11 protein-coding genes and 1 pseudogene are annotated in these 15,438 nt (G+C 61.1%); 7 read left to right on the top strand and 5 right to left on the bottom strand.

The window, feature by feature from the left end; all coding sequences use genetic code 11:
* Positions 1-9 precede the first annotated feature (9 nt).
* The gene (gyrA, locus tag ATY77_RS25875) at positions 10-2,814 is read right to left on the bottom strand and encodes a DNA gyrase subunit A (RefSeq protein ID WP_088689418.1); all 2,805 of its coding nucleotides are present in this window, start codon (positions 2,812-2,814) and stop codon (positions 10-12) included.
* Positions 2,815-3,051: 237 nt separating this feature from the next.
* Between gyrA and ATY77_RS25870 the strand changes: the two genes are divergently transcribed.
* Entirely contained in the window at positions 3,052-3,699 is a 648-nt protein-coding gene (locus tag ATY77_RS25870) for a MarC family protein (RefSeq protein ID WP_088674026.1), read from the top strand.
* 119 nt (positions 3,700-3,818) lie between these two features.
* Here ATY77_RS25870 and ATY77_RS25865 read toward each other — a convergent pair whose 3' ends face one another.
* Positions 3,819-4,337 (bottom strand): single-stranded DNA-binding protein, encoded by a 519-nt coding sequence (locus ATY77_RS25865; protein ID WP_088674027.1) that lies wholly within the window; start codon positions 4,335-4,337, stop codon positions 3,819-3,821.
* A 283-nt stretch (positions 4,338-4,620) separates the two neighbouring features.
* On the opposite strand from ATY77_RS25865, the gene uvrA reads away from it, so the two are divergent.
* The 3 genes and pseudogenes from uvrA to ATY77_RS25850 all read left to right on the top strand — a co-directional run bounded on the left by uvrA (position 4,621) and on the right by ATY77_RS25850 (position 8,831).
* Entirely contained in the window at positions 4,621-7,542 is a 2,922-nt protein-coding gene (uvrA, locus tag ATY77_RS25860; RefSeq protein ID WP_088689417.1) for an excinuclease ABC subunit UvrA, read from the top strand.
* A pseudogene (locus ATY77_RS25855) lies at positions 7,539-8,000 on the top strand (GNAT family N-acetyltransferase). The gene uvrA and the pseudogene ATY77_RS25855 overlap by 4 nt, the downstream one beginning before the upstream one ends.
* 24 nt (positions 8,001-8,024) lie before the next feature.
* Positions 8,025-8,831 (top strand): DUF72 domain-containing protein, encoded by an 807-nt coding sequence (locus ATY77_RS25850; protein WP_088689416.1) that lies wholly within the window; start codon positions 8,025-8,027, stop codon positions 8,829-8,831.
* A 146-nt stretch (positions 8,832-8,977) separates the two neighbouring features.
* On the opposite strand, the gene ATY77_RS25845 is transcribed toward ATY77_RS25850, so the two are convergent.
* Together ATY77_RS25845 and ATY77_RS25840 are read right to left on the bottom strand one after the other, a co-directional pair.
* The gene (locus ATY77_RS25845) at positions 8,978-10,000 is read right to left on the bottom strand and encodes a DUF808 domain-containing protein (RefSeq protein WP_088689415.1); all 1,023 of its coding nucleotides are present in this window, start codon (positions 9,998-10,000) and stop codon (positions 8,978-8,980) included.
* A 156-nt stretch (positions 10,001-10,156) separates the two neighbouring features.
* Positions 10,157-11,626, bottom strand: a complete 1,470-nt coding sequence (locus tag ATY77_RS25840; RefSeq protein WP_088689414.1) for an NAD(P)H-hydrate dehydratase — start codon at positions 11,624-11,626, stop codon at positions 10,157-10,159.
* Positions 11,627-11,970: 344 nt separating this feature from the next.
* On the opposite strand from ATY77_RS25840, the gene ATY77_RS25835 reads away from it, so the two are divergent.
* From ATY77_RS25835 to hspQ, 3 genes are all read left to right on the top strand, one after another.
* Entirely contained in the window at positions 11,971-12,309 is a 339-nt protein-coding gene (locus ATY77_RS25835; RefSeq protein ID WP_003539626.1) for a P-II family nitrogen regulator, read from the top strand.
* 81 nt (positions 12,310-12,390) lie between these two features.
* Entirely contained in the window at positions 12,391-13,800 is a 1,410-nt protein-coding gene (glnA, locus tag ATY77_RS25830; RefSeq protein WP_088689413.1) for a type I glutamate--ammonia ligase, read from the top strand.
* Between the two features lie 160 nt (positions 13,801-13,960).
* A complete protein-coding gene (gene hspQ, locus ATY77_RS25825; protein WP_008526562.1) occupies positions 13,961-14,290 on the top strand; it encodes a heat shock protein HspQ in 330 nt (109 codons plus the stop codon).
* A 334-nt stretch (positions 14,291-14,624) separates the two neighbouring features.
* Here hspQ and ATY77_RS25820 read toward each other — a convergent pair whose 3' ends face one another.
* Positions 14,625-15,290 carry an invasion associated locus B family protein gene (locus tag ATY77_RS25820; protein WP_088689660.1) on the bottom strand — a complete coding sequence of 222 codons (666 nt, stop codon included), beginning with the start codon at positions 15,288-15,290 and terminating at the stop codon, positions 14,625-14,627.
* Between the last annotated feature and the right edge of the window lie 148 nt (positions 15,291-15,438).

The following is a 15,438-nucleotide window of genomic DNA, read 5'->3' as shown; positions in this document are numbered from 1 at the left end:
TTTCCTTTATCATTCCTCGGCAGGTCCTGCCGGATCGCCATCGGCAGCCGGCGCGTCGTCGGCAGCGCCGCCTTCGGCGGCCTCGACCGCCTCCTCGGTCTCGTCCTCTTCCGGCTCGCTGATGCGCTCGACGGAGACGACCTTTTCGTCCTTGGCTGTCGAGAAGATGGTGACGCCCTTGGTGGCGCGGCTGGCGATGCGGATGCCGCCGACCGGTACGCGGATCAACTGGCCGCCGTCCGAAACCAGCATGATCTGGTCGCCGTCATCGACCGGGAAGGCGGCGACGAGTTCGCCGATCTCGCCCGTCTTCGACGTGTCGGTGGCGCGAATGCCCTTGCCGCCGCGGCCGGAGATGCGGAAGTCATAGGAAGACGACCGCTTGCCGAAGCCCTTCTCGGAGACGGTGAGCACGAACTGCTCGCGCGCCTTCAGCTCTTCGTAGCGTTCGTCGGAGAGCTGTCCCTCCTCGGTGACTTCCTCGCCGACCAGTGCGATATCCTCTTCATCCACGCCCGTCGCGCGACGTTCGGCGGCGGAGCGCTTCAGATAGGCGGCGCGCTCCCACGGCTCAGCATCGACATGGCCAACGATCGTCATCGAGATGATGCGATCGCCCTCGCCGAGATTGATGCCGCGCACGCCGATAGAATTACGGCCGGCGAAGACGCGAACGTCGTCGACGGAGAAGCGGATGCACTGGCCGAGCGCGGTCGTCAGCAGAACGTCGTCATGTTCCGTACAGGTCTCGACGGAGAGGATTTCGTCGCCCTCTTCTTCGAGCTTCATGGCGATCTTGCCGTTGCGGTTCACCTGAACGAAGTCCGACAGCTTGTTGCGGCGAACCGTGCCGCGCGTCGTCGAGAACATGACGTCGAGATTGTCCCAGCTTTCCTCGTCCTCGGGCAAGGGCAGGATGGTGGTGATGCGTTCGCCGGGGGCGAGCGGCAGCATGTTGATCAGCGCCTTGCCGCGCGAGGTCGGCGTGCCGATCGGCAGGCGCCAGACCTTTTCCTTGTAGACGATGCCGCGCGAGGAGAAGAACAGAACCGGCGTATGCGTGTTGACTACAAATAGCCGGCTAACAAAATCCTCGTCACGGGTGGTCATGCCAGAGCGGCCCTTCCCGCCGCGGCGCTGGGCGCGATAGGTGGTGAGCGGCACGCGCTTGATATAACCGAGATGCGAGACGGTGACGACCATGTCTTCGCGGGCGATCAGATCCTCATCGTCCATTTCAAGACCGCCATCGACGATCTCGGTGCGGCGCGGCGTGCCGAACTCGTCGCGCACGGCGGTGAGTTCATCCTTGACGATGGTCTGGATGCGGATGCGCGACGAAAGAATATCGAGATAATCCCGGATTTCCTCGCCTATCTTATTGAGTTCATCGCCGATTTCGTCACGGCCGAGAGCGGTCAGGCGAGCAAGACGCAGTTCGAGGATGGCTCTCGCCTGCTCCTCCGACAGGTTATACGTCATGTCCTCGTTGATGCGGTGGCGCGGATCATCGATCAGACGGATCAGGCTTTCGACATCTTCCGCCGGCCAGCGTCGGGTCATCAGCTCTTCGCGGGCCGATTGCGGATCCGGCGCTTGGCGGATAACGCGGATGACTTCATCGATGTTGGCGACGGCAATCGCGAGGCCGACCAACACATGGGCGCGCTCGCGCGCCTTGCGCAGCAGGAACTTCGTTCTCCGGCTAACGACTTCCTCGCGGAAAGAGACGAAGGCGCGCAGCATGTCGAGCAGCGTCAGCTGTTCCGGCTTGCCACCGTTTAGCGCCACCATGTTGCAGCCGAAAGAGGTCTGCAGCGGCGTGTAGCGATAGAGCTGATTGAGGATAACCTCGGCATTGGCGTCGCGCTTCAGCTCGATGACGACGCGATAGCCCTGGCGGTCGGATTCGTCGCGCAGGTCGGAGATGCCCTCGATGCGCTTTTCGCGCACCAGTTCGGCCATCTTCTCGATCATCGTCGCCTTGTTCACCTGATAGGGAATTTCGGTGATGATGATCTGCTCGCGGTCGCCGCGCATCGGCTCGATGGCGGCGACGCCGCGCATGATGACCGAGCCGCGGCCAGTCTCATAGGCGGAGCGGATGCCGGCGCGGCCGAGGATCTTGGCCCCCGTCGGGAAATCCGGGCCGGGAATGATCTGCATCAGTTCCGGCAGCTCGATTGCCGGATCGTCGATCAGCGCGATGCAACCGTTGATGACTTCCGACAGGTTATGCGGAGGGATGTTGGTCGCCATGCCGACGGCGATGCCGCCGGCGCCGTTGACGAGCAGGTTCGGGAACTTGGCGGGAACCACGACCGGCTCGGAGAGCGTGCCGTCATAGTTGTCGCGGAAGTCGACCGTTTCCTTGTCGAGATCGTCGAGCAGCGAATGGGCGGCCTTCTCCAGCCGGCATTCCGTGTAACGTTCGGCCGCCGGCGGATCGCCGTCGACGGAGCCGAAATTGCCCTGACCGTCGATCAGCGGCAGCCGCAGCGACCAGGGCTGCGCCATGCGGGCGAGCGCGTCGTAGATCGCGGCGTTGCCGTGCGGATGGTATTTACCCATCACGTCACCGGTGACGCGGGCGCATTTGACGTATTTCTTGTTCCAGTCGATGCCGAGCTCGGACATGCCGTAGAGGATGCGCCGGTGCACGGGCTTCAGGCCGTCGCGCACGTCGGGCAGCGCGCGGCTGACGATGACGCTCATGGCGTAATCGAGATACGACCGCTGCATTTCCTCCATGATGGAGATGGGCTCGATGCCTGGCGGGAGCTTCCCGCCGCCGGGGGGTGTTTGCTCAGTCAAAACAGATCACGATCTCTTCTAGAATCACTTGAAGATTTATAGCGGAAAGCCTGTTCCCACGCCAATTTCACAGAGCGTTTTGAACAGGCTTTTGCGGCCTAAAAAGGGTAAAGCATGCGGTTTTGGCCGCTGGACCGGGCAAATCCTTCAGGGACCGCCGCGGGCTATTTGCCAAATCGGAATCCCCGCTTCACAATCGCGAAAACCCAGGCATTCATATGGGGTTCGGGAGAGACGATGGCAAGCGCCGACCAACTGATCAACGCCTTTACGACGCTCATCGTCACCATCGATCCGCCGGGGCTGGCGCCCATCTTCCTGGGTCTGACGATCGGCATGAGCCGAGCTCAGCGCACCCAGGTGGCGCTGCGCGGCTCGACCATCGCCTTCATCATCCTCGCCGTCTTCGCTCTGTTCGGCTCGAGCGTGCTCGGCGTGCTCGGCATTTCGATCGGTGCCTTCCGCATCGCGGGCGGGCTGCTGCTCTTCTGGATCGCCTTCGAGATGGTCTTCGAGAGGCGCCAGGAGCGCAAGGAGAAGGCCTCCGAGGCGGCTGTGACCAAGGATCATATCGAGAATGTCGCCGTCTTCCCGCTTGCCCTGCCGTTGATCGCAGGCCCGGGCGCGATCTCGGCGACGATCCTGCTTGCGGGCACGCTGCCGACAACCGTCGAAAAAGCCCAGCTCATCGCGGTCATCGCCGCCAATCTGCTGCTGACTTTCCTCATGCTGCTCATCGCCGAAAGGCTCGACCGTTTCCTCGGCGTCACCGGTCGAGCAATCCTGACGCGGCTTCTCGGTGTCATCCTGGCCGCGCTGGCGGTGCAATTCGTCGTCGACGGTGCGAAATCGGCCTTCAATCTCATCAGCGCGACGCCGCGCTGAACGGCGGCAGATGCTTCAGCTTTCAAAGAGTGAAACCTACTGATCGAAATCAACAAAAAGAGCATGACGCCGTTCAAGGCATCATGCTCTCAAGTCTCTCACTCGGGAAAGGCCGCCGATCAGAACGGGATGTCGTCGTCGAGATCGCGCGAGAAATTGCCGCCGCCACCGCCGCGGCTGGACGACGGGGACGAGGACGGCGCGCCGTAATCATCGCCGTAATCATTGTTGCTGCTGCCGCCGCCACGCCCGCCGCCGAAGCCGGAGCTCGCGCCGCCGCCATCGCCACGGCCGTCGAGCATAGTCAGCGTCGAGCTGAAGCCCTGCAGCACCACTTCCGTCGAGTAACGATCCTGGCCCTGCTGGTCCTGCCACTTACGGGTCTGCAGCTGGCCTTCGATATAAAGCTTTGCGCCCTTCTTCACATATTGCTCGACGACCTTGCAGAGGCCCTCGTTGAAGACGACGACAGTATGCCATTCGGTCTTTTCGCGGCGTTCGCCGGAATTGCGGTCGCGCCAGGTCTCCGAGGTTGCGATACGAAGATTGGCGATCGGCCGGCCGTCCTGCGTGCGGCGGATTTCGGGGTCTGCACCCACGTTTCCAACCAGAATTACCTTGTTTACGCTACCAGCCATTTCTCACCCTGCCTGCCGCCCTGCCCGGCGGCGTTTCAATCGATCGGCGCACCTTAAACCATCACGGACCGCCGGTGCGCATCAGCGGTATTTAATCCACATATTTTATCCATCAGAAAACCGCATGCATTCATCAGGAATTTTGTTCTTTATTTGTTCTAGTTTATCCGTATGATCCTGTCAACAGAATCGAAAACCTTGAGCCTTCCAGGATATTCAGCCTCGACTCGCCGGTCGTCATCACTAAATAAGGGCTGTTATCCAGAAAACCAAAGCAGAGACGATGAGCGAACTGAAGACGATCTCCATCCGCGGCGCGCGCGAGCACAATTTGAAGAGCATCGATCTCGATCTGCCGCGCAACAAGCTGATCGTCATGACCGGGCTTTCGGGCTCGGGCAAATCCTCGCTGGCCTTCGATACGATCTACGCCGAGGGACAGCGGCGCTACGTCGAGAGCCTGTCGGCCTATGCCCGGCAGTTCCTCGAAATGATGCAGAAGCCCGATGTCGACCAGATCGACGGGCTGTCGCCTGCCATCTCGATCGAGCAGAAGACCACCTCGCGCAACCCGCGCTCGACGGTCGGCACCGTCACCGAGATCTACGACTATATGCGCCTGCTCTTTGCCCGCGTCGGCGTTCCCTATTCGCCGGCGACCGGCCTGCCGATCGAGAGCCAGACCGTCAGCCAGATGGTCGACCGGATCCTCGATTTCGGCGAAGGCACCCGTCTTTATATCCTCGCCCCGCTCGTGCGCGGGCGCAAGGGCGAATACAAGAAGGAACTGGCGGAGCTGATGAAGAAGGGCTTCCAGCGCGTCAAGGTGGACGGCCAGTTCTACGAGATCGCCGAGGCGCCTGCTCTCGACAAAAAATACAAGCATGACATCGACGTGGTGGTCGACCGCATCGTCGTGCGCTCCGATGTCTCGGCGCGCCTGGCGGATAGCCTTGAAACCTCGCTGAAGCTCGCCGACGGACTTGCCATCGCCGAATTCGCCGACAAGCCGCTGCCGCCGGAAGAAACTTCGGCCGGCGGTTCGGCCAACAAGTCGCTGAACGAAACGCATGAGCGCGTGCTGTTTTCGGAAAAATTCGCCTGCCCGGTCTCGGGTTTCACCATCCCGGAGATCGAACCCCGGCTGTTCTCCTTCAACAATCCTTTCGGCGCCTGCCCAACCTGCGACGGCCTCGGCGCCCAGCAGAAGATCGACCCTGACCTGATCGTGCCCGAACCCGAGCGGACGCTGCGCGACGGCGCGATCGCCCCCTGGGCAAAGTCGACGTCGCCCTATTACAACCAGACGCTGGAAGCGCTCGGCAAACATTACGGCTTTAAACTCGGCACCCGCTGGAACGATCTTTCCGCCGAGGCCAAGGACGTCATTCTCAACGGCACCGACGACAAGATCGAGTTCCACTACGCCGATGGCGCCCGCTCCTATACGACCCACAAGAATTTCGAAGGCATCATCACCAATCTTGAGCGCCGCTGGAAGGAGACGGATTCCGCCTGGGCGCGCGAGGATATTGAGCGTTTCATGTCGGCCGCCCCCTGCCCCGCCTGCAACGGCTTCCGCCTGAAGCCGGAGGCCTTGGCCGTGAAGATCAACACGCTGCATATCGGCGAAGTGACCGCCATGTCGATCCGCATTGCGCGCGACTGGTTCGAGGCGCTGCCGGCAAGCTTCAATGCCAAGCAGAACGAAATCGCCGCCCGCATCCTCAAGGAAATTCGTGACCGGCTGCGCTTCCTCAATGATGTCGGCCTGGAATATCTCAGCCTGTCGCGCAACTCCGGCACGCTGTCGGGTGGCGAGAGCCAGCGCATCCGGCTCGCCTCGCAAATCGGCTCGGGGCTGACCGGCGTTCTTTATGTGCTCGACGAGCCGTCGATCGGCCTGCATCAGCGCGACAACGCCCGGCTGCTCGACACGCTGAAGCACCTGCGCGATATCGGCAATACGGTCATCGTCGTCGAACATGACGAGGATGCGATCCTGACGGCCGACGACGTGGTCGATATCGGCCCGGCCGCCGGCATTCATGGCGGCCAGGTCATCGCCCATGGCACGCCGCAGGATATCATGGCCAATCCGAAGTCGCTGACTGGCAAATATCTGTCGGGCGAACTCGGCGTTCCCGTTCCCGACGAGCGCCGCAAGCCGAAGAAGGGCCGTGAGATTAAGGTGGTCGGTGCGCGCGGCAACAATCTGAAGAATGTCACGGCATCGATCCCGCTCGGCGTCTTTACGGCCGTGACCGGCGTCTCGGGCGGCGGCAAGTCCACCTTCCTGATCGAGACGCTCTATAAGTCAGCGGCACGCCGCGTCATGGGCGCGCGCGAAATTCCGGCCGACCACGACCGGATCGATGGTTTCGAGCATATCGACAAGGTGATCGATATCGACCAGTCGCCGATCGGCCGCACGCCCCGTTCGAACCCGGCGACCTATACCGGCGCCTTCACGCCGATCCGCGATTGGTTTGCCGGGTTGCCGGAAGCCAAGGCGCGCGGCTATCAGCCGGGCCGCTTCTCCTTCAACGTTAAGGGTGGACGCTGCGAAGCCTGCCAGGGCGACGGCGTCATCAAGATCGAGATGCACTTCCTGCCCGATGTCTACGTCACCTGCGACGTCTGCCACGGCAAGCGCTACAACAGAGAGACGCTGGACGTCACCTTCAAGCAGAAATCGATCGCCGATGTGCTCGACATGACGGTCGAAGAAGGCGTCGATTTCTTCGCGGCGGTGCCTGCCGTGCGCGACAAGCTGCAATCGCTGAAGGATGTCGGCCTCGGTTACATCAAGGTCGGCCAGCAGGCCAATACGCTCTCGGGCGGCGAAGCGCAGCGCGTCAAGCTCGCCAAGGAACTGTCGAAGCGCTCGACGGGGCGCACGCTCTATATTCTCGACGAACCGACCACTGGCCTGCATTTCCACGACGTCGCCAAGCTGCTCGAAATGCTGCACGAGCTGGTCAATCAGGGCAATTCGGTGGTGGTAATCGAGCACAATCTCGAAGTCATCAAGACCGCCGACTGGGTGCTCGATTTCGGCCCCGAAGGCGGCGATGGCGGGGGCGAGATCGTCGCCACAGGCACGCCGGAGGCGATCGTCAAGGAGAAGCGCTCCTATACCGGACAGTTCCTGAAGGAATTGCTGGAACGGCGGCCGGCGAAAAGGGCGGCTGCGGCGGAATGACGATGAGGCTGGCGTCGCGCGACGATCTTCAAACGATCACGACGCTGACGGCAGTCGCCTATCTGCCCTATACCGAACTTTTCGGCGTTCCCCCTGTGCCGGTGACAGAGGATTACGCGCCGCGCATCGAACGCGGCGAGGTATGGCTGCGCGAGACCGGCGATGAAACGGGCCGGCCTCGTGGTCGTCGAGCAGCATCCCGACCACCTCATGCTGTTCAGCATCGCGGTCTCGCCCGCCTTTCAGGGCGCCGGGCACGGCCTGCGATGCTGCGATGGCTGGAAGACAAGGCGCGGAAATGGGCCGTGCCGGAAATCCGGCTCTATGCGAATGCGCGGATGGAGCGGAACATCGCGCTCTATCTCGCCTTCGGATTTCAGGAAACGGGTCGCCGGCCAAATCCTTATCGGCCAGGATGGACGCTCGTCGACATGACGAAAGAGATTGTTGCGGCCTGAGCGGCTGCCAAAAGGGAGGACGACATGACGAAATCCGGCACTATCCGCACCGGCATCGGCGGCTGGACCTTCGAGCCCTGGCGCGGGCATTTCTTTCCCGATGACCTCAAACAGAAGGACGAACTGCATTATGCCAGCCGCCAGCTGAAGGTCATCGAGGTCAACGGCACCTATTACAGCACGCAGAAACCTGCAGTCTTCGCCAAATGGGCAGCCGATGTTCCCGACGGCTTCATCTTTTCGCTGAAGGCGACGCGGTTCGTCACCAATCGGCGGGTGCTCGCCGAAGCCGATGAATCAATGGAGCGCTTCCTGTCGTCCGGGATCAGCGAACTCGGCGACCATCTCGGCCCGCTGCTCTGGCAGTTCGCACCGACCAAGAAGTTCGATGCGGAGGATTTCGAGGCCTTCCTGAAGCTGCTGCCGGAAAAGCAGGACGGGCTGAAGCTGCAGCACGTGGTCGAGGTACGCCACGATTCCTTCAAGGTGCCGGAGTTCGTCGCGTTGCTGGCGAAATACGGCGTGGCGCCGGTTTGCGCCGAACATTTCGAGTATCCGATGATCGCCGATGTGACGGCCGATTTCGTCTATGCGAGGCTGCAGAAAGGATCGGACGACATTCCAACCTGCTACCCCGACAAGGACCTGAAGGCCTGGGCAAAGCGGCTCGAGACCTGGGCCGAAGGCAAGGTCCCGGATGATCTGTCGCTGATCGATAAGGATCGCAAGGTGAAGGCCGAACCGCGTGACGTCTTCGCCTTCATGATCCATGAGGGCAAGGTCAATGCGCCGCATGGAGCCATCGCCCTGCAGCAGGCATTGGCGAAATAGGCCGGGTTCATCGGTGGGCAATGACCGCATGGGCAATCATCGCCGCATGCGGATCACTATTCGTCCGTTTCAAGCGCAGGCTGGGTATGACGTCTGGAAAGCCGCGACTTTTGAGATGCGCGAACGCGGAAGCATTTTGAGTTGATTCACTTCTTCTCGTCCGCCAGCGCTTCTTTTTGCCGGCGGCGAGGCAGAAGCGATTTGAGATATCGCCACGCCGGCGAGACGACGTAGCCTGCGAGCGGGATTGCGACCAGACCGACAACGATGCCGATAATGCCCGCTCCGGCGGCCTCGACGATCCAGCGCAGCACGGATGGCAGAACGGGAACGGCATGGGCAATCGCCTCTCCGGCATCATGGATCAGATGCGCAAGGCCGCCGAACCCATAAGCTTCGAGGCCGTGAACGATGATGCCGCCGCCGACCCAGATCATGGCGGCGGTTCCGACGATGCCGAGGAGTTTCAGGAAATAGGGCATGCCGGTGACAAGGCCTTTTCCGATCGAACGCAGGAGCGCGCCCATCGCAGATACGGTGCGCACCCGCGCCAGCATCAAGCCGAGATCGTCAGCCTTGACGATCAGCGCCACGCCGCCATAGACCGCGGCGGTTATGCCCAATCCGACGACGGCAAGGATAACGGCCTGCGTGACCATGCTGCCTGACGGCACCGCACTGAGCGTAATCGCCATGATTTCGGCCGACAGGATGAAATCCGTCTTGATCGCACCGGCGACCTTCTCGTCTTCTATCGATTTGGCATCGAGGCTTGTCGCCTCCAGTGCCGACTCGTGGGCGTGAGCCGCATGCGGCATGACCAGCGCGTAGACCTTTTCCACGCCCTCGTAGCAGAGATAAAGCCCGCCGATCATGAGCAGCGGCGTGATCGCCTGCGGCGCGACAAGGCTGAGGACGAGGGCTGCCGGGAGCAGGAGCAGAAGCTTGTTCTTCAACGAACCGATGGCGATCTTGCCGATGATCGGCAATTCGCGCGCTGCCGAAAAGCCGGTGACGTAGCGGGGTGTGACCGCCGCATCATCGATGACGACGCCCGCCGCTTTCGCGCCTGCCTTGGCGGCCTGGCCGGCAATATCGTCGAGGGACGCCGCAGCCACCTTGGCCAATGCCGCGATATCGTCAAGAAGGGCGATCAGGCCAACACTCATTCGAGCCTCCGTCGGAAAGACAGATTTACACAGAAAACCGAAAATCCATTACCCGAGACCTACTGCATAATTCCTTAAATCGAAATCGATCTAAGGAATTATGCAGGAATTTAAACTGTTGCGGCGTCGTTTGTGTCTCTGGAAAGAAGCGAGGCGCTAAAGCGGCAACACCTCGGCTGCGAGCTCCTCGGCCGTCAGCCCCTTGCCGGCGCGACGGCCGGCCTCTCCATGCAGCCAGACGCCGGCGGCGGCGGCCTCGAAAGCCGGCAGGCCCTGGGCGAGCAATCCGCCGATGATCCCGGCAAGCACGTCGCCGGAACCGGCAGTCGCAAGCCAGACCGGGGCATTGGTATTGATGAGCGCACGCCCGTCCGGCGAGGCGATGACGGTGTCCGCCCCCTTATAAACGATGGCGGCATTAGCGCGCCGCGCGGCGGCCACGGCCTTGTCCACCTTGCCGAGCGTCTCGTCGGCGCCGATATCGGGAAAGAGCCGCGAGAACTCCCCTTCATGCGGCGTCAGCACGAGACGCGGCTCACCGCGGAAAAGCTCATAAAGCTGCTCCGGATCGTCCTTAAAGGAAGAGATGCCGTCGGCATCGAGCACGAGACGGCGCTCGGCAAGGACCTTGACGAAACCGCGCGCCCTGGCGCTGACGCCGAAACCGGGGCCGAGAATGAAGGTCTGCATCCGCCGGTCGGAGAGCCAGTCCTCGAGTTCGGCTTCGTCATCCACCGCATGCAGCATGACGGCGGTCAGATGCGCCGCATTTGCAGCCATCGCCGCCCGGGGGGCGGCAATCGTCACCAGACCGGCGCCGGCCTTCAGGCCCGAGATGGCCGACATGCGCGCAGCCCCCGTCTTATCGGCCTCGCCGGAAAAGACAACCAGATGGCCGCGCTTGTATTTATGGGTTTCCAATTGCTCCGCCGGCAGCACGCCCTTCCAGGGATCGGGCGTGTTCTCAGCGATCAGACCGCTCGCCTCGGCCCTGATGATGCGGGCGGGAATGCCGATGTCGAAGACCTGCAGGTCACCGCAAAGCTCCCTGCCCGGCATCAGCAGATGGCCTGGTTTGCGGGTCATGAAGGTCACCGTGTTGTGCGCCCGGAAGGCGGCGCCCAGCACCTTGCCGGTGCGGCCATCGAGGCCGGAGGGCAGATCAATGGCAAGTACGGGAATACCGGCTTCGGTGACGCGGCGGATCAAGGCGCGCGCATCCTCCGGCACCTCGCGGCCAAGGCCCGCACCAAACAGGCCGTCGATGACGACATCGCCTGTTGAGGGCTGGTAGAGGCGGAGTTCCCGTCCCTCCAATGCGCAGCCGGAGCGCGCCCGGGCGGCATCGCCCTTCAGCCTGGAGGGATCGCCGAGATGGAAAAGCGCCACCGCCGCTCCGCTCTCCTGCAGATGCCTTGCCGCGACATAGGCATCGCCGCCATTGTTGCCGGGGCCGCAGAGCACGACGAAACGCAGAGAGCCGGGATGAAGCCGCAACGCGGCTGCGGCGACGGCAGCACCCGCCCTCTCCATCAGGCCGAACGAATCAATGCCCGATGCGGCGGCAGCCGCGTCGACGGCCGCCATTTCAGCGGGGGTGAGAAGAAGTTCTGGCAGATCGCTCATTGGCCCATTCAATTCAAAAAACGCCTAAAAAACAACCGACTGAAGCGAAAAACAACAGCACTTATTTTATGCATTTGCCTATATTTTAATCTAGCCGCTCGGTATTTTCGCGATTGCGAATGCATGGGATTTTTGTGGTTTTCGATAGGATTTTGATGAAGTGATGCGGTTTTTCCCATATGTCCGCCACCAAAACGCCTTAGAATTCCCCGCAAACGCGCCGGTTTCGTCAAAAACGGCGTCTTTTTTCGAAAAGATGGATTTCAAACTGGCATGATATCTGCATCATATCGGCGAGCGGGAAAGATCCTGCCATAACGGGAGAAGCGGAGAGACATTTTCTCATGAAAAAGATCGAAGCGATCATAAAGCCCTTCAAGCTGGACGAAGTGAAGGAAGCCCTTCAGGAAGTCGGCTTGCAGGGTATCACAGTCACGGAAGCCAAGGGCTTCGGTCGTCAGAAGGGCCACACGGAACTCTACCGCGGAGCCGAATACGTCGTCGACTTCCTGCCGAAGGTCAAAGTCGAGGTCGTGCTGGCCGACGAAAACGCGGAAGCCGTCATCGACGCGATCCGCAAGGCGGCGCAGACCGGCCGCATCGGCGACGGAAAGATCTTCGTCTCCAACGTCGAAGAGGTTATCCGCATCCGCACCGGCGAGACCGGCATCGATGCCATCTGAGCCACTTTGCCAATCGCGCAAAGTCCGATACCGTCAACGAGCACCCACCTATTTTTATTGTAAATCGGAGGAACGTATTTAATGGCGACCGCAAGCGAAATTCTGAAGCAGATCAAGGAGAACGACGTAAAGTTCGTCGATCTGCGTTTCACCGACCCGAAGGGTAAGCTGCAGCATGTGACGATGGACGTTGCCTGCGTCGATGAAGACATGTTCGCTGACGGCGTCATGTTCGACGGCTCTTCGATCGGCGGCTGGAAGGCCATCAACGAGTCCGACATGGTGCTGATGCCCGACACCGAAACGGTGCATATGGACCCGTTCTTCGCTCAGTCGACCATGGTTATCGTCTGCGACATCCTCGATCCGGTCTCCGGCGAGGCCTATAACCGCGATCCGCGCGGCACCGCCAAGAAGGCCGAAGCCTATCTGAAGGCATCCGGCATCGGCGACACCATTTTCGTCGGCCCGGAAGCCGAGTTCTTCGTTTTCGACGACGTCAAGTACAAGGCCGACCCCTACAATACCGGCTTCAGGCTCGATTCGACCGAACTGCCGTCGAACGACGACACCGACTATGAGACCGGCAACCTCGGCCATCGCCCGCGCGTCAAGGGCGGCTATTTCCCGGTTCCGCCTGTCGACAGCGCCCAGGACATGCGCTCGGAAATGCTGACGGTGCTCGCCGAAATGGGCGTCGTCGTCGAAAAGCATCACCACGAAGTCGCCGCCGCCCAGCACGAACTCGGCATCAAATTCGACACGCTGGTGCGCAACGCCGACAAGATGCAGATCTACAAATATGTCGTGCATCAGGTGGCGAACGCCTACGGCAAGACGGCAACCTTCATGCCGAAGCCGATCTTCGGCGACAACGGCTCGGGCATGCATGTGCACCAGTCGATCTGGAAGGGCGGCAAGCCGACCTTCGCCGGCGACGAATATGCAGGTCTTTCCGAAAGCTGCCTCTACTATATCGGCGGCATCATCAAGCATGCCAAGGCGATCAATGCCTTCACCAACCCGTCGACGAACTCCTACAAGCGTCTCGTGCCGGGTTACGAAGCGCCGGTCCTGCTGGCCTACTCGGCCCGCAACCGCTCTGCCTCCTGCCGCATTCCGTTCGGCTCCAACCCGAAGGCCAAGCGCGTCGAAGTCCGCTTCCCGGATCCGACCGCCAATCCCTATCTCGCCTTTGCCGCGATGCTGATGGCCGGCCTCGACGGCATCAAGAACAAGATCCATCCCGGCAAGGCCATGGACAAGGACCTCTACGATCTGCCGCCGAAGGAGCTGAAGAAGATCCCGACCGTCTGCGGCTCGTTGCGTGAAGCGCTCGAAAGCCTCGACAAGGACCGCAAGTTCCTGACAGCAGGCGGCGTTTTCGACGACGACCAGATCGATGCCTTCATCGAGCTGAAGATGGCCGAAGTGATGCGTTTCGAAATGACGCCGCACCCGGTCGAATACGACATGTACTATTCGGCCTGATCGGCCCGAATACGGAAAGCCCCGGTTCGCCGGGGCTTTCACCTCTCAGGACACGGACGGCAGATGGCGAGGAGATGACGTTCATGTGACGAACGGTGCTCAAAAATCTTGATTTATGGAGCGCCAATCACCAACTTGGGTGATGAAAGGAAGTCGTACCATGAAAGAAAGAATAGCAAAGTTCAGTATTGGCGAAGTGGTCCGGCATAAGGTTTTTCCGTTTCGCGGCGTCATCTTCGACGTTGATCCGGAGTTCGCGAACACGGAAGAATGGTGGAACTCTATCCCCGCCGAGGTGCGTCCGAGCAAGGACCAGCCCTTCTATCACCTGCTCGCCGAAAACGACGAGAGCGAATATGTCGCTTATGTCTCCGAGCAGAACCTGGTGAATGACGAAAGCGGCACGCCGCTGCGCAACCCGCAGATCTACCAGATTTTCGATCAGGCCCCGTCAGGGCAGTTCAAACCCAAGATGAGCTTCGCCCATTAAGTCAGGCGTTTTGATCAATGAAACACGGCCTCGCCTCTCCCAGCGAGGCCTTTTTCTTTTGGCAGCTATCCGGCTTCTGCTTTTCGCTGGGAAGCCCCTCATCCGGCTGCCGCCACCTTCTCCCCGTTCTCACAGGACGAAGGAAGCAAGCCGCGACCTCTCGGTTCCCATATCTCGCGCAGGGCACGTCCCCTCTCCCCGTCAGGACGGGGAGAGGGTTGAGGGGCAAACCGCGGCGCGAATCGTACAACCGGCGCACGGCGGAGGACGGGCGGCGGTCTAGCAACAAAAAACCCGGCCTAAAGCCGGGTTTCTATTCAATATGAAAGCAGGATTACTGCGCCTTGGCGGCCTTCTGGGCTTCTTCCAGCTTCTTGCGGGCTTCGTCGGCCTTCTTCTGCATGCCTTCCTGGAGGCTGCGCTGGCTTGCGGCGAGCTTGGATTCGGAAACTGGCTCGCCGTCATAAGCGCCGGTGAAGCCTTCGAGCGAGATCTTGATCGGGTTCGGGGCGCGGCGGAAGTTGATCGAGGTGAAGATCACGTCGCTGCCCTTCTTGAGGCTGGCGATCATCGCGTCGGTCAGCGGAATTTCGGCGGTGCACTTGTCCGGCAGGCAGACGGCGTAGTCGAGCTTCTGGCCCTTGCCGCCATCGATCTGCATGATGATGCCGGGGGGAATCAGACGTGCTGTGGGAACCGATACCTGCAAGAGCTTGCGGTTGATCTTGCCTGAGACCGAGATCAGGCCAACGGCCGTCACGAGCTGGCCGCCATTGGCGAGGATCAGGTTCTGGACGACACAGATGTCGTTGTCTTCCTGCTTGCTGCATGTCTTGTACCAGCCGAGTTTCGGCGCTCCAGCGGCCTGCGCTGGGGCATCGGCGGGAGCCTGTGCCGCCGCATCCTGTGCGAAGGAGGAGACCGGTGCCGAAGCGACGCCGAACATCACTGCCAGAACGGACAGTGCTGCCCGCATTTTCTTTTCAGACTTGAACATCATAACGAATTCCGTCTCCTGATATCCGTTCGAGGCAGCGACCTGCCGCCCCAACCATCGGGTCGTTCGGCACTCCACCTCATGGAAAAATGAGGCAAATGCATGACCCCGAAACTTCGGGTTCACCTGTTACATCGCAGCGTTCAAGATA

This window comes from Rhizobium sp. R634 (assembly GCF_002211305.1).
Taxonomy (GTDB): Bacteria; Pseudomonadota; Alphaproteobacteria; order Rhizobiales; family Rhizobiaceae; genus Rhizobium.
The sequence above is the reverse complement of the archived record's forward strand: the minus strand, read 5'-3'. Positions and strand labels throughout refer to the sequence as shown.